This window comes from Allobosea sp. CCNWLY174 (assembly GCF_037120455.1).
Taxonomy (GTDB): domain Bacteria; phylum Pseudomonadota; class Alphaproteobacteria; order Rhizobiales; family Beijerinckiaceae; genus Allobosea; species Allobosea lupini.
Genome location: NZ_JBBBBQ010000009.1, coordinates 194,936 through 213,144, shown reverse-complemented (window position 1 = coordinate 213,144; position 18,209 = coordinate 194,936). Strand labels below are relative to the sequence as shown.

The 18,209-nt window shown below is 61.5% G+C and carries 13 protein-coding genes and 1 pseudogene; 4 read left to right on the top strand and 10 right to left on the bottom strand.

The genetic code is table 11. From position 1 onward, the window contains the following. Nucleotides 1–129: 129 nt before the first annotated feature. The 3 genes from V7S63_RS23200 to V7S63_RS23190 all read left to right on the top strand — a co-directional run bounded on the left by V7S63_RS23200 (nucleotide 130) and on the right by V7S63_RS23190 (nucleotide 3,853). The gene (locus V7S63_RS23200; protein WP_336531967.1) at nucleotides 130–888 is read left to right on the top strand and encodes an alpha/beta fold hydrolase; all 759 of its coding nucleotides are present in this window, start codon (nucleotides 130–132) and stop codon (nucleotides 886–888) included. Nucleotides 889–1,085: 197 nt separating this feature from the next. Beyond that, complete coding sequence (locus tag V7S63_RS23195; protein ID WP_336531966.1) at nucleotides 1,086–2,630, top strand: cation:proton antiporter; 1,545 nt, start codon at nucleotides 1,086–1,088, stop codon at nucleotides 2,628–2,630. Next, nucleotides 2,627–3,853 (top strand): flavin monoamine oxidase family protein, encoded by a 1,227-nt coding sequence (locus V7S63_RS23190; RefSeq protein ID WP_336531965.1) that lies wholly within the window; start codon nucleotides 2,627–2,629, stop codon nucleotides 3,851–3,853. Before V7S63_RS23195 ends, V7S63_RS23190 begins: the two co-directional genes overlap by 4 nt. 391 nt (nucleotides 3,854–4,244) lie before the next feature. Here the strand turns inward: V7S63_RS23190 and V7S63_RS23185 are convergent, their stop codons facing one another. After that, nucleotides 4,245–4,679: a putative quinol monooxygenase gene (locus tag V7S63_RS23185; protein WP_336531964.1), complete on the bottom strand. Its 435-nt coding sequence runs from the start codon at nucleotides 4,677–4,679 to the stop codon at nucleotides 4,245–4,247. Between the two features lie 16 nt (nucleotides 4,680–4,695). Continuing rightward, nucleotides 4,696–5,508 (bottom strand): VOC family protein, encoded by an 813-nt coding sequence (locus V7S63_RS23180; protein ID WP_336531963.1) that lies wholly within the window; start codon nucleotides 5,506–5,508, stop codon nucleotides 4,696–4,698. A gap of 163 nt (nucleotides 5,509–5,671) precedes the next feature. On the opposite strand from V7S63_RS23180, the gene V7S63_RS23175 reads away from it, so the two are divergent. Then, nucleotides 5,672–6,238 (top strand): TetR/AcrR family transcriptional regulator, encoded by a 567-nt coding sequence (locus V7S63_RS23175; protein ID WP_336531962.1) that lies wholly within the window; start codon nucleotides 5,672–5,674, stop codon nucleotides 6,236–6,238. A gap of 586 nt (nucleotides 6,239–6,824) precedes the next feature. Here the strand turns inward: V7S63_RS23175 and V7S63_RS23170 are convergent. From V7S63_RS23170 to V7S63_RS23135, 8 genes and pseudogenes are all read right to left on the bottom strand, one after another. Beyond that, a complete protein-coding gene (locus tag V7S63_RS23170; protein ID WP_336531961.1) occupies nucleotides 6,825–7,481 on the bottom strand; it encodes a GGDEF domain-containing protein in 657 nt (218 codons plus the stop codon). Nucleotides 7,482–7,504: 23 nt separating this feature from the next. Next, nucleotides 7,505–9,250, bottom strand: coding sequence for a hypothetical protein (locus tag V7S63_RS23165; RefSeq protein ID WP_336531960.1), 1,746 nt, complete (start codon nucleotides 9,248–9,250; stop codon nucleotides 7,505–7,507). Then, the gene (locus V7S63_RS23160) at nucleotides 9,241–10,362 is read right to left on the bottom strand and encodes a family 8 glycosyl hydrolase (protein ID WP_336531959.1); all 1,122 of its coding nucleotides are present in this window, start codon (nucleotides 10,360–10,362) and stop codon (nucleotides 9,241–9,243) included. The genes V7S63_RS23165 and V7S63_RS23160 overlap by 10 nt, the downstream gene beginning before the upstream one ends. Next, on the bottom strand, nucleotides 10,362–12,677 hold the full coding sequence (locus tag V7S63_RS23155; protein ID WP_336531958.1) for a cellulose biosynthesis cyclic di-GMP-binding regulatory protein BcsB: 2,316 nt from the start codon (nucleotides 12,675–12,677) through the stop codon (nucleotides 10,362–10,364). Before V7S63_RS23155 ends, V7S63_RS23160 begins: the two co-directional genes overlap by 1 nt. A gap of 36 nt (nucleotides 12,678–12,713) precedes the next feature. Further along, nucleotides 12,714–15,041, bottom strand: a complete 2,328-nt coding sequence (bcsA, locus tag V7S63_RS23150; protein WP_336531957.1) for a UDP-forming cellulose synthase catalytic subunit — start codon at nucleotides 15,039–15,041, stop codon at nucleotides 12,714–12,716. Nucleotides 15,042–15,598: 557 nt separating this feature from the next. Then, a pseudogene (locus V7S63_RS23145) lies at nucleotides 15,599–16,079 on the bottom strand (ATP-binding protein). Nucleotides 16,080–16,163: 84 nt separating this feature from the next. Beyond that, nucleotides 16,164–16,703 (bottom strand): GNAT family N-acetyltransferase, encoded by a 540-nt coding sequence (locus tag V7S63_RS23140; RefSeq protein WP_336531956.1) that lies wholly within the window; start codon nucleotides 16,701–16,703, stop codon nucleotides 16,164–16,166. A gap of 509 nt (nucleotides 16,704–17,212) precedes the next feature. Further along, nucleotides 17,213–18,025, bottom strand: a complete 813-nt coding sequence (locus V7S63_RS23135; protein ID WP_336531955.1) for a helix-turn-helix domain-containing protein — start codon at nucleotides 18,023–18,025, stop codon at nucleotides 17,213–17,215. Nucleotides 18,026–18,209 lie beyond the last annotated feature (184 nt).

The window sequence follows — 18,209 nt, the reverse complement described above, 5'->3', positions numbered from 1 at the left end:
CGACCCCTAACCAAGGTTCGGCCAGCCTCTGTCCCGCCGCCGATTTTACGCTGTTTTACAGCTGCGATCGCAATCGAGTGCTACTGTTCCGGACGACTGGCCATGCGACATCGGTGGTAAGAGGCGCAAATGAGCAGTTTTCAGCGGATCTTTTTTCTGGCGGCCGGAGCAATCGCGCTGATGACCAGCTCGACCTCCGCGACGGCGCAGGTGGCGGCCAAGTCCGTCGTGCTCGTCCATGGTGCATTCGCCGACGGATCGTCGTGGCACAAGGTCATTCCTATACTCGAAAAAGCCGGCCTGAAAGTCATTGCCGTCCAGAACGCGCTACAGTCACTCGAAAACGACGTCGCGACGACGCGACGCGCCATCCGTGATGCCGAAGCTCCGGTTGTTCTGGTCGGTCACTCCTATGGCGGGATCGTCATCACCGAAGCCGGGAACGACCCCAAGGTTGGAGCGCTGGTCTATGTGGCGGCTTACGCTCCAGATAGCGGGGAGGCCCAGAGCCACATCACCTCTCGCTATCCGCAACAGGAAAGTCGGACCGAATACATCCGGGATAGCGACGGGTTTCTCAAGATAAGCGACGCGGGAATCGCGCGCTATTTCGCACCCGACCTCACAGCGGAGGAGCAGAAGCTGGTGACTGCCGTGCAAGGCAGGCTGCATGCAGGAACTCTCTCCACCCCCATCGTCCGCGCGGCTTGGCGTGACAAGCCGACGTTTATGGCAGTTGCAACGAATGACGCCATCATTCCGCCGCAGCTCCAGAAGGACCAGGTCGAACGATCACGAGCGACAGCTATCGAGGTGCCTTCCAGCCATGTCGCAATGTTGTCGTTCCCGGACAGAATCGCCCAGCTGATCATCCGAGCCGCCCGATGACCGTCAGCACGCGGGCGCTGGCGTCGAAAGCTGGGTTGGGCGATAACCGACAGCCAAGAAGCGCTTTCACCGAGCGGTTCGCTGCGGTGGTGCTTGGCTCCCGATTGGCGGACATCGCCTGACTGACGCCAGGATGGGGTGCGACGGCGGATCGCCAGCGATCGACTCCATGGCAATCAACGATAAGATCGCCGAGCATGGCCCTGTTCGAGTCAATTCTTGCCATCATGTTCGGGGCTGTCATCCTCGCCGCGGCGTCGCGGCGGGCCGGCGTTCCGTATCCGGTCGTGCTCGCTGTCGGAGGAACGGCTCTCGCCTTCATTCCCAATGCGCCGCACATCGCGCTGGATCCGGAGCTGGTGCTCGCCCTTTTCGTAGCTCCGATCCTGCTTGACGCGGCCTTCGACAGTTCGCCGCGCGATCTGCGCCGGAACTGGCTGCCGGTGTCGAGCTTAGTATTCGTCGCCGTCGGCGTCACGACCGCAGCCGTCGCCATCGTGACGCGATGGCTCGTGCCCGAGATACAGTGGGCTGCCGCGATCGCGCTCGGAGCAATCGTCGCGCCGCCCGATGCCGTTGCCGCCACGGCGGTTCTGCGAAAGCTGCGCCCACCACACCGCATCGTCGTGATCCTCGAAGGCGAGAGCCTGTTGAACGATGCGACCGCGCTGCTGATCTATCGCCTCGCTGTGGGCGCGGTCACAGCCGGCAGTTTCAGCGCGGCAAGCGCATTGCCCGCCTTCGCGCTCGTGACTGCCGGCAGCATCGTGCTCGGCACGCTCCTTGGGTTGGCCGCCGTACGGCTGCTCACGCTTTTTCGTGAGCCGGCAAGCGCCATAATCGTCCAGTTCATCACGACCTTCGGTGTCTGGATCCTGGCAGAGCGGCTGCATCTGTCCGGGATCATCACGGTCGTCGTCTACGGCATCGCGCTCGCGAGAACGGTTCCGGCAATCACGAGCCCGCACCTGCGGATCCCGGCCTACGCGGTCTGGGAGACGACCGTCTTCGTTCTCCAGGTTCTGGCTTTCGTTCTGGTGGGCTTGCAGTTGCGCCCGATCCTCGAGGGGCTCGACGCCGCACAGCGCTCCGGTTACGTCTGGATCGCGATTGCGGTCCTCGCGACGGTCATTATCGTGCGGTTGACCTGGGTCGCGACCTATCGGGGCCTTGCCGTCCTGTTCTCAGGCAGGCACTCCGACGCAGACGAGAAGGCCGCGTCTGTCCAGAACGTCAAGGGCAGCGTTGTGATCGCCTGGTGCGGCATGCGCGGTATCGTTACGCTCGCCGCGGCGTTCGCTCTGCCCGCGGCTTTTCCCCATCGCGATCTGATCCTGCTTTGTGCCTTCACGGTTGTGGTCGGAACGCTGCTGATCCAGGGGCTAACGCTGGCCCCGTTGCTGCGCTATCTGGCGATCAGCGATGACCACCCTGTCGACCGGGAGTTCGCGCTGGCGCGCAAGGCCGCGCTGGAAGCCGCGATCGGATCGCTCGAAGGCGGGCGGGCTCCGGTCGTGACAGCGATCCGGCAGGAGTATCGCGACATGCTGGAGCAGACCGGACGCGCCGTGCAGCTCGACACCGACCATAACGCGCTGAGGCGGAAGGCCCTCGCGGCCGCGCGAAGGACCGCATTCGACCTCAGAAAGCAGGGCACCATCGGCGATGATGCATTCCACCGTCTCGAGGAGGAGCTCGATTGGCTGGAACTCGGCGCCGCGCCGCGGGAGGGCAGCGCGTGACGCCGCTCGATGTCGCGATTGTGGGCGCCGGCGCGGCCGGCGTCGCGGCGGGCCGGCATCTTTCCGCATCCGGACTGGACGTGCTTCTGATCGAGGCGACCGGCCGGATCGGCGGGCGGGCGCACACCGCCTTCCATGACGGCCTGCATTTCGACCTCGGCTGCGGCTGGCTCCATTCGGCGGATCGCAATGGCTGGGCCGGGCTGGCGCCGCAGCTTGGTTTCCATCTCGATCGGACCACGCCGCCATGGGGCATCCAGTTCCGCGATCTCGGTTTTTCCGCTGCCGACCAGCTTGCCGCGCGAGCCGCTTTCGCCCGCTTCGAGAAGCGCCTGCGCGAGGCGCCTTCCGATATCGACCGCGCCTCGGACCTTCTCGACGCGTGCGACCGCTGGACGCCCTACCTCGAGGCACTGAGCACCTATGTCAACGGCACGGAACTGGAGCAGCTTTCGATCCGCGATTATCTCGCCTATGTCGATGCCGACACCGGCGTTAACTGGCGCGTGGCCGAGGGCTATGGCAGCCTCGTCGCCGCCGCAGCGAAGGACGTGCCGGTTGCGCTGGACACGGCGATCACGGGTATCCATGGATCGGGGCGCGCATTGCGGTTGAGCAGCGCCAGAGGCGAGATCGAGGCGGCGCGCGTCATCGTCACGGTCCCAACCGATGTACTCGCCTCCGGCGCGATCCGTCTGCCGCCGCGGGCTTCCGACCACATCGATGCCGCCGGCGCGCTCCCGCTGGGCTTGGCGGACAAGATCATCTTCAAACTATCCGATTGCGATGGCTTCGAGCCTGACACGCAGGTCCTGGGCAATCCCTCCGTCAAACGAACGGCGAGCTACCATCTGAGGCCATTCGGTCGGCCGCTGATCGAAGGCTTCGTCGGCGGCGAGGCCGCACGAGAATTTGAAGCCGAAGGCGACGCATTTGCCGCTTTCGCACGCGACGAACTGGCGGGGCTTTTCGGCTCGGGGATCAGGAGCCGGTTGGAGCCGATCGCCCAATCGCGCTGGAGCCGCCAGCCATTCGCACGAGGCTCCTACAGCCACGCTCTGCCGGGCCATGCCGCGGCGCGGGCGGTACTTGCCGGGGATGTTGATGGGAGGCTGTTTTTCGCCGGCGAGGCATGCTCGATGCAGGATTTCTCCACCGCGCATGGCGCTCTTCAAACCGGCATTGCCGCCGGGCAAGCGGTGCTCGACTCATTGAAAGTTTGAGCTGGATGTCTAAACTCTAGACATCTGCGAGAGCAGAGAAAGAACTTAAGGAATATCTGCTTCGTGGCGAGCGACCAATCACGCCGGTTCATTTCCATTTCTCGAGGACGTTGGCATATCGCCCCCGATTTCAACAAGTCGCAGCTGGTACGTCGTTCCCGAGCCAGCTGCGTTTGTAAAGGAGAGCGGTCGAAGCAGCACAGGCTGGATGTGCGAGACTCAGCCAATCGAAGACGTCTGCTGTCCTGCATCTGTTGAATGTCAGCTTGGGCGCTTTGCAACAGCGCGAATGTCCAACGTCAAGGCCGATTGGGTTGATCAGCTTCGCAAGCAGGAGAGCTTATTTCGCGCTCCTGCCTGACCGGTAATCTTATCGTGGTCTAACCTCAGCTCAGGGAGCATTGCCCCTTAGCTGCATATGAGTGACCGCCACGCCACTTTCTGCGAGTTCCGGCAGACGCGCAAACCAGGCTTGCACGTGCGGGGTCGCGTTGTGTGCCTGGAAATCCGCCTCTGTGGCGAAGATCTCGTAGAAAATGAAATGCCCCGGCTTGGCGCGGTCCTCGTGAAGGAAATAGACGAGGTTGTTGGGTTCGTTTCGAACCTGCGCTACGAGAGGGAGCGTCGCCTCGCGCAGCTTTTCCTCCATGCCTGGCTTGGCGCGGACCTCCGCGACGACCGCATAGGCCGCCTCGGGAAGTTTGCCGTACGGAACAGTCGCGCGGCTATCTGCGCTCTGGGCAGCAAAGCTGACGATGGTGGGCGCGGTGGCGACCGCTGCAGCGATCATGAGTGCGCCACCCCGCTTTTTCGCTGAGTAAGTCATCTTGGGGTCTCCCTGGTCAGATCCGCCGGCGGGACAGGCGAGCCCGGTCGAAGAGCTGCTTTACCGGCCCAAGCGCCTGCACGAATTCGAGCTGCTCGCCCTCGGGGCCTTTGCAGTAGATCAGCCGCCACCCGTTTGACTGACCTTCTGTGATGCCGTTGCTATTGGCATCGATCGGGGCGGCAAGGCGCTCCCGCTCAGTGCTGACGGTGATCACCCTGTTCGCTTTGACCTGCGTCATGCCGCGTCGCGCGGACTCCGCTTCGAGATCGGCGATGAACCGGTTGAAATCGACGTCGTCGCCAAGGTGAAAGCAGATGTGCATCATGCGCGGGAAGGCGGGGCTCATGTGATCGAGCGGCTCGGCAAAGGCGGCTCCGCTCCCTGCCGGCTCGCTGTTGTCGCGATACTGCAACAGCTCGATCACGACGTTGTCGAACTGGATGAAGCGCACATCGAGACGCTGCGCACCGCTGCGTAGATCGGGAACGCCCATCACCCGCGGATTGACGCGGCGCTGACGGGCCTGGATCTCCTGATCGGTCAGCAGCGTGTTGTGTATCCGCTCACCATAGAAATCGCCGTCGCGCAGCACCTCGGTGCCGCCCAGAACATCCGTGTAGAAGGCGTAGGCTCGGTCCATGTTCTGTACAGTGAGGCCGAAATGCTGCACGCCCTGAATACGCGAGCTCAACGACAGCGATGTCTGATGCGGCTGTGTGGCCGCTTGTGCGGGGACGCCGAAGGCGCCCGCCAGGGCCGCAGCACCGGCGCTTTGCAGGATCGAGCGACGCAGGACCGCGTCGTCGTAGGTCGAAAAGGTGGTCATCTGAAAGTCCTTTCTGACTTGGAGCCATGGGGTGTCGACCTGCGAGACCGGACAGCGCTTGAAGGTGCCGGGCGCTCGCAGCCATCATCATCACCGTTGATGTGATGACATATCACATACCCCGGTTTGACGGCGAGTCAAGCCAAATGTTATTGGTCATCACATGAGCAGAACGACCGTCAGAAAGCACGCCTCGCGCCATGGCTATCACCATGGCGACCTGCGCCGCACTTTGCTGGAAGCAGCGCGGGACGAGATTAGCGCCAACGGCGTTCAGGCGCTGTCGCTGGCATCGCTCGCGCGCAAAGCGGGTGTGGCGCAATCGGCGCCGTATCGCCATTTCACGGACCGCGACGAACTGGTGGCCGCCGTCGCGACCCTTGGCTTCGAGACATTCACAGCGACGTTGCTGAGCGCAGCGGAAGCTGGGGACGAGGCCGGAGCTCTCGGTCGAATGTATGCTGCTTACCTGCGCTTCGGGGAGGAGAACATTCAGCTCTACCGCTTGATGTTCGCTTCCGGCTTGGTTGCCGGAACGCCAGAGAATAGCGCGCTCAGAATGGCTGCATTAGCGAGCTTTCAGCCCCTCCTGGATCGCGTAGGAGACGCTTCTCGGCAGCGCGCCCGTGCCGCGGCGAATGCAATCTGGGCGCAGTTGCATGGCTTTGTCATGCTGAAGGCCGATGGTCTTCTCACCGAGCCAGCGGAGGTGATGCTTAAGAGTCTGTGACGTCTCGCCGACGGCCGAGTGGTTCACGGGGCGGCCTTCTACTACTCGCTGAGAATCGGCGCTCACCCCATCGTTTGGGATGAGCAGTTTTGCTACGTCTCAGTTATTGCAAAGCAACTCAGCGAACTAGGCGGAAGCCTTTCGTTCTGGAACGACGGTGCTAAGCCGATGCCTGCATTTCGAAGCCTTGCTGCCGGGGTGCGGTAGGCCGACTTGGGCGGCGCAACCGGACGGGTCGGGAAGCCCTTTTTTGCTGGCAATGCTTACTCTGTGCTCGACATCTCGACTGCGCATGGGCTCCCCGGATCTGATTATTACAGCACTCGCCATCCCGAACTTTTTCGCACCCGCGATCAGTCTGCTGAAAGCATTGCCCTCGGAGATGCAACGGCAGCAACAGGATCGTCTTGTGTAGATGGCTCCCGCGTTGCAAGGGATTCTGTGACATTTTGGCGTGCTGGCCGGGTGCAGTTTTGTGTCCGGTCTGTTCGCGCAGTCATTGACCGCTCGCGCTGATTTTTTCCGCGGACATTTTTTTTAGCTGACCGTGTCCTATGTGACGGGTCTTCACCACGACTTGGCCAAATCATGTATGCTGGTAGATCGTTTGGCGCGCACGCTTGTTGCGATACATCGCGTGGTCGGCAGATCGCATAGCCTCTTCGGCGGGCCCTGGGCTTATCATCGAGTGACCCGCGCTAATTGTCAGCATCAGCTTGCCGACGGCGGTATTGATCTGCGTCGCCGCGACGCGCTCTGCCATATCCGCGATCTTCAACTGCGCCGACTCCTCGTCAATGTGCAGCAGGATCACCGCGAACTCGTCGCCTCCGATCCGCGCCAGCAAGTCTGAAGACCTGATGGACGACTTGATCACCTGCGCCACGGCGATAAGGGCGACGTCGCCAACGGCGTGACCGTGCCGGTCATTGATCGTCTTGAGGTTGTCGACGTCGATGATCACGACCGCTGCCTCGCCGCCGTATCGTTGGACCATGTCGGTCACGCGTCGCAATTCGTCATTGAATGCACGGCGGTTGTAGATGCCGCACAGCTCGTCGTGATAGGCTAGCGAGCGCAGCGATTGCAGCTGCCGTTCGGCTTGCCGGAGGGACCGCTCCAGCAGCTTTTCCCGCACCGACTTCACGGCCGAAGCAGCGCCGCGCTTGAGACGCGACGGCACCGCCGCGTTGGCCGGGCCGCGCCGATAAGGCTTTGACCCGGTTGGATTTCGGCCAACCATCGCAGGGCTCCTCGCCATCGGCCTCAGTTGTACCACCAGCGATGCGGATTGCCGCGAGCTTGGATTTCAACGAGGAAATCACCGTGCTCGGTCGCTTTACTGGGCTTGATTGTCTTGAGCTTCGCGAAGATCTCGCCAGCAGCCTTGTAGTTGGTCGCATTGTAATGGGCCCAAGCGCGAAGCTCCTGCATCCCAACCGGCATAGACCTTTGATTGCTGTCGAGCAGTGCGGCGGCTTCCTGGAACTTGCCCGCCTCATAGAGCTTGAGGCTATCGCGCATTGCGCCGGACGGCAGACCGCCTCTCGCGATTCGGCGCGCGGAACGGGGTGACGTCGGATCCTGATTGCCAAGGCGATCGAGCGACGCAACCGCCGGGTACTGCTGCTTGTAAGCATTGACGGTCGCCAGCGCGGCCGCCCTATCGTTCAGCCTTCGAGCCGCGACAACGAGGCCGACGACAGCCTCCTCCGAAGGTGCCCAGGAAATCGAGCGCTCGAACCACGCACGAGCCGGCGCGAAACTCTGGGCATTGTAGAGGCTCCACCCCAGCGCCTGCGCGCCGAGCGCGGATTTGTCCTTGGCGATGATTTCCTCAAGTCGCATCCGGCGCTCCGACGTCAGTACCTTGGCAGTCGGACCCGTAATGTCGGACGCAACGATCTCGATATAAGCCTTGCGTATCAGCATGTCGGCTTCACGATGGCGATAGGCAAGTTCCTCGGCCTGCTCGAGATCGCCGGAATTACGTAAAGCCAGGATAAGGCCCTCGATGTACTTTGGCTTGGGAGCAGATTTCGTCGCCAGGCCGAACCATTCCTTTGCGGCGGCATAGTCCTTGCGCCCGAAATGGTACCAGCCGAGCAGAGCGGCGTCGTCAGCTACGCCACGGCGGGCCGAGGTCTCGATCAGCTTGAGTTCGCGCGCATCGGGCATCTCGGTGGTGTCGCCGCTAGACGCCTGCCCCATCTTCCGGCGAATGATGTCGACGCCTATGGCATCGAACTCGGCGTTCGCGCCACGGCGCTTGCCCAGGGCAATCAACTCCTGGACGGTTGGCGCCGGCAAAATCGTCGAAGCCTTCTGGACGGTGGCGAGCCGCTCGCGGCTATTTTCGCAGTTGGTCAGGATGTAGCGATAGACGTCGACGGCCCGGGCAGGTTCCTCGACGCCCGACAAGGCCTCAGCGACCCGCCAGAGCAAGTCGATTTCGCGACAGACCAGGAGATCCTCAGCGCCCGTCGCGAGCTCGATCACGCGCGGCCAGTCCTTGCCATCCGCAGCGATGACGATCGCCTCACGACGCTCGGCCTGCACGAGCTTACCGGCGAGATCGGCAGACGGCACGTATTCGGGCCGCTCGGCCTGCAAGGCGGCGATACGTTCGCGCAGCTCTTCATAGCGCTTGGCAGCGAAGAGTGCCCAGAGCGGCTGCTCGTCGATGGTCGGGCCGCCGACACTGAAGAGATCTTCGGGTGGTTGCCAGTTGGCATGGAGCGTTTTCAGGCGGCGGATCTCGGCCGCGACGCGCGCCGTGTCGCCCTGGCCCGCATAGAAGCGCAGCGCGCTTTCATCGACGGCCTTGACGGGCGCCGCCTGCGGGGCGCCCGCTTCGCCGGCTGGGCGAGCCAGCTTAAGGCCGACCTCCTTGGCCGCCCTCGGCTGTTGCGCCGGTAGCGGCGCGTCGATCTTAAAGGCGTTCTGAGCCTGGGCAGGTCCCAGCAATGCTATTGCGGCGACCGACGAAATCACAAGCGACTTCAGAGACATTTGGGCCTCCTTTCACTGATCGCTAGCGTGCTGAGCAAAGCGAGTGTTGCGGGGTAGTAGAGCTCGTTCCTGGCCGCCACGAGCGCCGCTGGGACCGTCCGGCCGGCCGCCACGCACTGCGCCAATGCGAAGATCAGGCGATAGCCGGCGCCGTCGAACTTGCCGCTGGCCTTGCCGTCGTCGATGTCGATGATGAAGGGGCCAATGTCCTCGGCCGCGTTCCACATCGCTACGAAGGGCCTAAGGTGCTCGGGCGAAACGCGATTCGACCAGGCGAGGTAGAGCGGAATTCGGATAGCATTGTAGCTGAACCGTCGCTCAAACTGCGTAGCCGGCGCACTGCGCTCGGATCCAAGCGCGAGCCATTCTGGCGGAATTCGCAAGGGGCCGAAGCGTCCCTCGCTGACCAGGGTCAGTCCCGAGCGCCGCAAACCAGCCCAATCGTGCTCCGGTGCCAGAACCTCGAGCCGGTCGATCGCCGGAAAGACCCAGTAGGACAGATTGACCACAGGACCGTCCGGCTGCGATTTCGCATCGAAACCGACTGAGCCTGGTAGCAGCACCGGCCCTACGCGCGACTTGACGACGTTGTGTTTGAAGATCGCCGCCGATATGCGTTTCATCGCCTGGGTGTATTCTGGTACGTCCCACCGCGCACCGGCCTCGCCCAGAGCCCAGGCGATCAGCAAATCGCCGTCGCTTGCATTGTTGCGGTCGGTTACATTCGGCGAGCTGCCAGGCTCCCAGCGCCAGGCCGCCAGGCCGTCGTCGCGAATATAGAGTTCGCGCGCCGTCCAACGCCAGATCAGGTCGAACGCTTCGCGATCCTGCGTTGCGACCGCGAGCACCAGCGCGTAACCTTGGCCCTCCGAATGGCTGATATTGCCGTTGCCGTTGTCGACGACGCGGCCTTCCGGCCTGACGAAGGCCGCCCTGTAAGATGGCCAGTTCTTGGCCAGCAGCATCGCCCCTTGCGGACTTTGCGAGGCGGGCGCGTTCGGGTTGACCGCGGTGACCTCGGAGCGTGACTGCGGAGCGGCAGCGGCGCCACCGCTTCCAGCTGCCAGGGCTGCGACCAGCGCCGTGCCCGCGAGGCTGGGATTACGGGCCATCACGTCCGCCGCCCCTTGAGAACCAAGGCCGTTGTTAGCGCGAGCAGCATCGCCAGCACGATCAGTCCGCCGAGATAGTAGCCCTGGTTGAGCGAGAGCCAGCCGGCGATAGACAGCCTGAGATTGGCCGGTGACGGGAAGGCGGTCGGGAGATAGTGCCGCTCCTGTGCGGCCCGGTTCTCTGGTGCCCAGCTTTCCAAGCGCAACAGCGCACCTTCGCCGTTGAAGCGGCTCCAGGCATGGGCCGTCGTCGCCTTGGCGATCAATTCGTCAAGCGTCTCAGGGCTGGACGCCAGGACCATGGTCTTGATGTTCGGAGACGGCTGCGGTTGGAAGATGCCGCGCCAAGTCTGCGGCGGCATCGTGCCGACCTCCTGCAGGAGAGTGAGCCCATCGCTCGCCAGCAAAGGTGAGGCGCCGGCGGCGCCCTTACGCCTGTCGCGTTCGATCAGCCCGAAATCATCAAGCCATGCGGCGACCGGGCCGAGATCACCACGGGACAAGCTGCCGATCAGTTTGGCTGCGGCGCTCGCGCGCAGCCGCTCCGCGACCGACGACGTCTGGCTCTCAGCGGCGGCGACCACGGCGTCGGCGGCCCCTGGATTCATGGCTTCGCCATTCCGAGCGACGACCTGGGACGTGTCGGCCTGCTCGATAGCCAGCATAGAGCGCGCCAGCGTCTGCGAGGCCTCGCCCGGAGGTCCGAAGAACAGCCCGGAGGCGTCCGGATCGTCGAGCGGGCCGAATCGGAAATTCACCGGCATCGAGGCGCGCGCCGCAGCGCTCATACGGCCGATCCAAGTCATCGCCGCATTGAGATAGACCGGGCTAGCCGAGGACACGGCGACGATCGTCGGCTCTTCGCGACCGATATAGGGGTAGCCATGGCCCAAGGTTGCCGACAGATTCGGTAGTACCGTGACGCGCGCCAGCGAGCCGAAGCTGATGCGACTTGTCCCCGCGATCAACAGCCGCGGATTGGAAGGGCGAGAAGCCGTTGCGTCGCAAGCGCGGTCGGAACCGGCCATGTCAGCCTCCACGGTGACCGTGTTGGCGCCGGCCTTGAACATTTGGATCGGCAAATCGACACGGCTCAGCTCGAGCTGGGACGAACCACTCTGGTTGACCGGCACCATGGCCGCGATCTGGTCGTTGATGCGGATATTCACGCGGCGGCCGACGGCCGCGGAGCCTAGGAAGGCGGACTCGAGTTCGAGCTTGGCCGCTCCATAGGGCGCAGCGAAGAAGTCGCTCGGGAGATTCAGCCGCATCGAGGACTGGAAAAAGGCGCCGTCGAAGGCCCTGCTCTCGAAGCCAAGCTCGCTGAAGCTCAGCTGGGAGCCGTTACGCACCTGACGTCCGACGGTATTGGCAAGCGCGCGTCGTCCCGCCTCCGAACCGATACGATTCTGGGCATTTGCCAGTTCGGTCAGGCGCTGCAGACTGCGCTCGCCCTCTGTCCCCTGCCGGAGCGTGAACGTGGTGCGGCCATCGGCGGCGTCGTGCAGATAAAGAAGACCCATGTCACCATCGAGCGGTGTCGAGCCTGCCGGCGCCTCGCGGCCGACGACTAGGTCGATGCCCGGCCCCTCGCGCTGCTCCTCCGCGACTTCGATGATCGGCCGCTGGATGCCGGCGGCGAGCACGATCGCATTCGCAGCTCGCATCGCCTCGTCGAGCGCAGCCGTGTCTGAAATGCCAGCCAAGCGGATGCGAATCGGCGTCCGTTCCGCGCCGCTTGCGGCGAGCGCGGGCAGATCGGTGATGCGGCGCAGCACCGGGGTGCTCTGCAGGCCAACGAAACCGCTGCGGTTCAGCGAGACCGCGCTCCACAACTCGTAAGTGGCCTTCACGCCGCAGTCGACGCGGTGGCGCTGGTTGGCAATCAGCCGCACCGAATTGTAGCCTGGCACGACGACGCCCGGCGGGATCGTGAGGATTGCCGTGGCCTCGGCGGCGTTCGCGTCCAGACGAACCTCGCCGATTGTATGGTCATTGACCCGCACTACCAGGCGAGAGACATCCGGCAGATTCGAGACGGCGTTCAGATACGTGACGCGGAAGGCCGTCGCGCGCAGCGCCTCGGCCTGGGTCAGGAATATCGCCCGCTCATCTGTACCCAACTCGCCATTCAGGCGCAGAACGTCATCCATCATCGACAGTGGGCGGAAGCTCGCTTGAGCGACGGGGCGCGGCGCCAAACGGGCCGCTTGCGAGATTTCAAGATTCGGGCGTTGCAGGGCCGTCTGGCCCTGTGCGGCGATCGTCAGGCCTGTCGTGGCAAGAACAATAGCGAAAATCGGCAGCGCACGCATGGCAGATGCTCCGGTGATCATTGCGATGAAAGCGCGTCAGAGGGTGTTGGCAGGCGCGAAATCGGCCAGACCAACGTCCGGCAGGCGTGCGCCGCGTGCCGGCATCGCCGCGTGCTGACCTGCCGGTTCGGTGCGCGCAAGCGGGTCGGCGGGCAGCGCGCCAGCAATCGGCAATCCTGTCTGCTGACCAGTCCCGTGTTGCCGGTTGGTGCGGCGGAAGAGCAGGAAGAACATCCCGCGCATGGCCTCCCGCACTGACCAGACGAGAATCCGGGCGGTGCCGATCAATAGGCTCTGGCGATTTTGACGCGCGGCTCGCGTGCTGCGCATTGCAGCAAGATCCGCATAGGCGACATCGGCGACGAGGCGATAGCGGTCGGCGCCATCGCCAAGGAACCGCAACCCGAGCACGCGGCTGTCGTCGGCGCTGGTTGCGGAGGTGATTGCAACCTGAGCCATTTGCGTCGGTCCGGTTTCGCTCTCTATCCGAATGGCCGCCCGATAGCGCCCCGGGGCGAGTAGCTGACCGAATTGACGGCCATCGCCACCGCCGAGCTGAACCTTGAGACCGCCGACGGATGCATCCTTTACGACGACTGGAACCTCCAGATCGCCAATGATCAGAGTGCCGTGGCGGTTTGTCTCGAGGCGCTGGATCTTGCGCCGCTCGCGGCGTTCGGAGACCACGCCCAGTGCCAAGCCGGCCATGACAGTGTTGAACAGATTCCAGGCACCGATGACGATTAACAGATCGCGCGCGGCCGGCTCGGTTGCATAGCGGTAGCCGCTGTAAGCCAGAGTAGCGAGCAGGAAGGCGAAAATCGCATAGAATGGCCAAGCCAGCGGCGACAACTCGTCTTGGGCAAGCGAATTGCCCTTTTGCGTTACGTTGAACTTCGGCGCGCGGGGGTTGACGATTACGCTTGTGACCGCGCGGAACAGATAGACGCTTTGAATGTACTCGTAGAGCTCCGAGACCCAGGGCCAGCGCAGGCTCCCATAAAGGTAGTGCTGCATGAGGATAACGGCCACGATATAGGTCATCGTGTAAGCGACGAAGCTTTGGGGCGACGCGTTGTAGATTTGCAGGTTGAATAGGAGGAAGAAGAGCGGCGACACCATGAAAATCGCGCGTGACAGCGGAAAGAGCCAGAACAGATTGCTTGAGGCGTAACACAGGCGTTGCGGCAAGCTTAGACCCGTGTTTACCAGCGGATTTTTTAGCATGAAGATCTGCAGCATGCCTCGGCACCAGCGCGAGCGCTGTCCGATGAACGACTCAAAAGTCTCTGGTTGCAGCCCGGCAATCAAGGGCTTGTCGACGTAAAGGCTCTTCCAACCGCGCGAATGCAACTCGAGCGCGGATTCACAGTCTTCGGTTATGGTAACCCCAGCAAAGCCGCCAACTTCGTCCAACGCAGCGCGACGCAATACAGCGGCCGAGCCGCAGAAGAAGGCCGCGTTCCAGCTGTCCAACCCCTTCTGAATCGCGCCGTAGAACATCTCGTTCTCCGACGGCATCGACCTGAAAGTCTGGAGGTTGCGTTCCAGCGGATCGGCGTTGATGAAGAAATGCGGGGTCTGAACCAGGAATAGTTTGGGCTCTTTGGCGAAGTGCCCAACGGTCTCGCGCAGGAACTCCCGCGCCGGCACATGGTCGGCGTCGAAGACGACGACCAGGTCGCCTGAAGAGTGCGCCAGTCCATTGTTGAGGTTACCGGCCTTGGCGTGGACATTGCGCTCACGGGTGAGATACGTAACTCCCAGCTCTACGGAGAGTTTCTGCAAATCCGCGCGCCGAGCACGCGCGGCTGATGCGACAATAGGATCGAATGAGTAATATTTCTCATCGGTTCCGCCGTCATCGAGGAGGAAGACCCTCAGCTTGTGCTGCGGATAATCGAGAGCCTTCGCCGCCGCCAATGTTGTAGCGACGAGGTCGCGCTCTTCATTATAGGACGGTACGAAGACATCGACTGATGGCAGTTCTTCATCTTGTAGCCGTGGTGCGCCGGGACGTGTAATGGGCTGGGCATTTACGAAAAGGCCAAGTCCAAGCATCGTGATACAGAATAGATCCGCGGCTAGCAGTAGCATGCCGGGTACAAAATCTGCGACCTGGCTCGGATCGGGAATCGTCTCAGCGATGCGCCAGTAGACGTAACGTATGACGATGATCGATCCGAGCGCCAAAAATATATGGCGAAACACACCGCCCAAGCGGAGCCATGAAATCGCGATCATGACGCCGATTGAAACGGTGGAGAACACGAAATGAAGTTTAATGTCAATCGGCTGGGTAACAAATAGGACGAATGAGACGGCAGTCAGGACCCAGGCCACTCGTACGAACTTATCATACATTCTAACTGCCCCACGCTACGCTACGGAATATGGGGTCATTAAGAGATAATTCACCTTTGTTAAAGCGAAAAATTGTAACAAAATTGTAAATGGTCAACGGAAATGGCTAATATCTATTATAACAAATCTTAGAATACAATTATCACGACACTTTATGTATTTAAAACCATCATAAGTTTTGCATAGCGTATTTTATGGAACTCTGCCATTTTCGTAGCCAGAATTATTGGCTCGAAAAGCTGACCAAAGCAGATATATACTATATATTTAAAATTTAGATAATGACACATCTATTGAAAAAGGCAATAATCGTATGAGTTGCGGCTTAATATCTGGCCTTCTAGATGGTGGCCTGAAACGCATTTCTCCTCCGGTTTTTGGGAGAGTCCTGGGCTTCGTTTCTGGCCTTAGGTGGCCCAGCGTGGTTTTAAGTGGAACTCGGCGGGCGTCACGTTACTGAGGGCGGAGTGTCTTCGGTGGCGGTCGAGGCTCAGCGATAGCCCGCGCGCATAAATATCGGCTCTGCTCGTCCGATAGGGTCGCTCGCCGATTTCCTGTCAATCCACCTGGTGATAGGTTTCGCTTCGTACTGCCTCGCCGACCGCCGCCAGAGTGTCTTGCCGTGAATAAGCTTCAACCGGCAGGGCGTGTCACTCTAGGTGCCCAAGCGCTGAGGACTGGTTGTGGATTTCCGTGATTGGACCGGAATCGGTCAATGTGTTCCCACCGCGCTCCTGGCAGCGAAGAATCGTCACGTCGAGGGCGGCGTGCCACGACGATGCCGTCCACAATGACGAAGTAACCACATTCCGCGTAACCTCCGGCAGCCTGCGCGACAACCTCCAAAACGACCGTGTTCTGATCATGTGCTTGCGGCTGGTGCCGTGGGATCGCCCCAGTCTTGATGAAATGCCAGAAGTCATCTCAATGAAGGTGGACCTTCGATGATCCGGATTCTCGCGCAAGTGTCTTCGCGCCTGTGCTTTTCCCGAACCCCGGAGCGCCCGTCAAAATGAGCATTTCACCACCGTGCTTCATGCGATTCTGCCCATTCCTCGCGCACCAGATGATGAAATCCTTATTGAACATGCCCAAAAAGGGATTGCGCCACCGCCCTGCGCGTTATCTTTTTGCGGTGTCGAAGGTTCGTTGATTCCATTGTTGCCGTGTAAGCAACCAATCGACCTCTTTCCATCCCCGAGCTTCCATCCAGGCGGGCCCAGGCCTTTCCGCCACCTGAACCGCGCCATACCGCTTTGCAATTTTGATGACACGGCTATTGCCACTCGACGTGTCACTCACAAAAGCGTCCAAACCGATCGTTTCAAAACCGAACCGAACGAGACATTCTCCAACCTCGATCGCAACTTTGTGGCGGCCCCATAATTCGGGGGCCAATTCCAGGCCCAACACCGCAACTTTTCGATCTTCGGCTTTGACCCTGACACCGCCGCATCCGCACAACTTGCCGCTGGACTTATCGAAGATACCAAGCTGGAAATTCAGTCTAGGCCGTTCAAGTTGCCAATCGAGAAACATCGAAAAGAGCGACTGAGCCTTCTCGTCATCACCTGTTGCGATGTCATACAATTCGCGATACCGCGGGTCGTCCTGATACGAGACAAAGGACGAACGATCTTCTTCTGTGAAATCCCGAAGCATGTATCTTCTTGAGATTAGTATCATAACAATAGCCTCGTTAAGGAATATTTGAATCTTTTACTAGGTCGACAGGCATCCCCTGCGACTCACCTCTAAATGGATTTAGACGGCAGTGCCCGGAGCCACGGCTTTCTGCTCGGTGCCAGTAGTTGTCGACGTTGGGGCAGGATCGCGAGCAGCCGTCCTCCCAGCCATCAGGAAGGCAAGCCTCTGCCCTCGGCTTACCTAGCACCAGATCTTTCTGTTTAGGTGATCTCCGCCCTCGACGGCTGCGAGCGAACGATCGCGCCACGAGTTTATTGTCGTCGAACCAAGTATGATGCTTTCCTGCCGCGTAGACCCTTGTTCCGCCTGAGCCAGATATGGCACCCAATCCGCCTGTTCGGCTTCCATCGACCGTCAGGCACAATTTGTTTGCTGGATCGCCACCGTTGGTCGAGGCGCAGTGGATGAAATTGATCGCACCGTCGAGCTCGTTGAAGCTGCCGATGAGCTATGCAAGAGCGCGCCTATGTCGCGCATGGCCATGCACCTGCGCCGGCGAGCCGGGACATGACGCGCCTAGTCAGTTCGTCGGTCGGAAACCAGACTTCCATCCGAAGTGAGGATGGCCGGGCATCCTGCGGTAGCCCGGCCATAAACTGAGCTGTGACGAAGCTGAGCCTCCCGGCTGCGCTTAGGAAGACCATCTCCAGCGAGCGCAGCGTTTGGCGTCTCTCCCTCCTTTCATCGAGGTTGAACTCATGCCGGAGCCGCTTTTCTAGCCGGTCTACCCGCTCGCCGATTTCGGGATGCAACACCTGCTCAATCCGCAGTTGGTGCAGCAATGCGTCGCCGACAGAGGCGGCGTTGATCATCTGCGAGAACAAGCCTCCCGGGTCGATCATCGCCGCGATCATGTCGACGCCCGCCTCAGGCTCCACGGTTCCCCGCCAGAATTCCGGCATCAGGAGCGCGCAAAGTCTCTGTCCGCCGAGATTGATCCGCCGCATTCTCCAGGAGGCATCGAACAAGAAGGCCGGAAAGGGCTCGTGCGCCTTGAGCACGCGCGCCAAGTCGTGCATCGGATCGCGGTCACCGTCGATGTCGAGCTCGATCGCGGTGAAGCCCGATCGTATCAGGAGACCGTTCGCCTCGGACGGCTCAAACTCGAGCGCTTCCATCCAGCCGATCATCAGGGACTTACTGACGCCCGCCCGCCCGGTCTCGACGAAGCCGAGATGGCGCTGCGAAATGCCCAGACGCAGCGCCAGATCTAGCTGCGAGATGCCCCGCGCGCGTCGCCTCTGCGCGAGAAGACCACCGATCTGCGCCTTCGACATGGCCTCGTTCCGCTTCGGCCGCGATCGTCAGAACCATACACCGCGTATGGATACCACTAATTGCGGCGGACCTTATTGTCTTCGCGCCGCCGTAAAGCAGCTACCTGCGAGGTAGTCGATGCAAGATTCCCAACACATAGCCAGCGTCGCCGCACCGCGCTTCGAGATGCCATCATGTCGCCAG

Coding starts and splice junctions, on each gene's coding strand:
- V7S63_RS23200 (WP_336531967.1), top strand. CDS start 130: ATGAGCAGTTTTCAGCGGATCTTTTTTCTGGCGGCCGGAGCAATCGCG.
- V7S63_RS23195 (WP_336531966.1), top strand. CDS start 1,086: ATGGCCCTGTTCGAGTCAATTCTTGCCATCATGTTCGGGGCTGTCATC.
- V7S63_RS23185 (WP_336531964.1), bottom strand. CDS start 4,679: ATGACTTACTCAGCGAAAAAGCGGGGTGGCGCACTCATGATCGCTGCA.
- V7S63_RS23180 (WP_336531963.1), bottom strand. CDS start 5,508: ATGACCACCTTTTCGACCTACGACGACGCGGTCCTGCGTCGCTCGATC.
- V7S63_RS23175 (WP_336531962.1), top strand. CDS start 5,672: ATGAGCAGAACGACCGTCAGAAAGCACGCCTCGCGCCATGGCTATCAC.
- V7S63_RS23170 (WP_336531961.1), bottom strand. CDS start 7,481: ATGGTTGGCCGAAATCCAACCGGGTCAAAGCCTTATCGGCGCGGCCCG.
- V7S63_RS23165 (WP_336531960.1), bottom strand. CDS start 9,250: ATGTCTCTGAAGTCGCTTGTGATTTCGTCGGTCGCCGCAATAGCATTG.
- V7S63_RS23160 (WP_336531959.1), bottom strand. CDS start 10,362: ATGGCCCGTAATCCCAGCCTCGCGGGCACGGCGCTGGTCGCAGCCCTG.
- V7S63_RS23155 (WP_336531958.1), bottom strand. CDS start 12,677: ATGCGTGCGCTGCCGATTTTCGCTATTGTTCTTGCCACGACAGGCCTG.
- bcsA (WP_336531957.1), bottom strand. CDS start 15,041: ATGTATGATAAGTTCGTACGAGTGGCCTGGGTCCTGACTGCCGTCTCA.
- V7S63_RS23140 (WP_336531956.1), bottom strand. CDS start 16,703: ATGCTTCGGGATTTCACAGAAGAAGATCGTTCGTCCTTTGTCTCGTAT.
- V7S63_RS23135 (WP_336531955.1), bottom strand. CDS start 18,025: ATGTCGAAGGCGCAGATCGGTGGTCTTCTCGCGCAGAGGCGACGCGCG.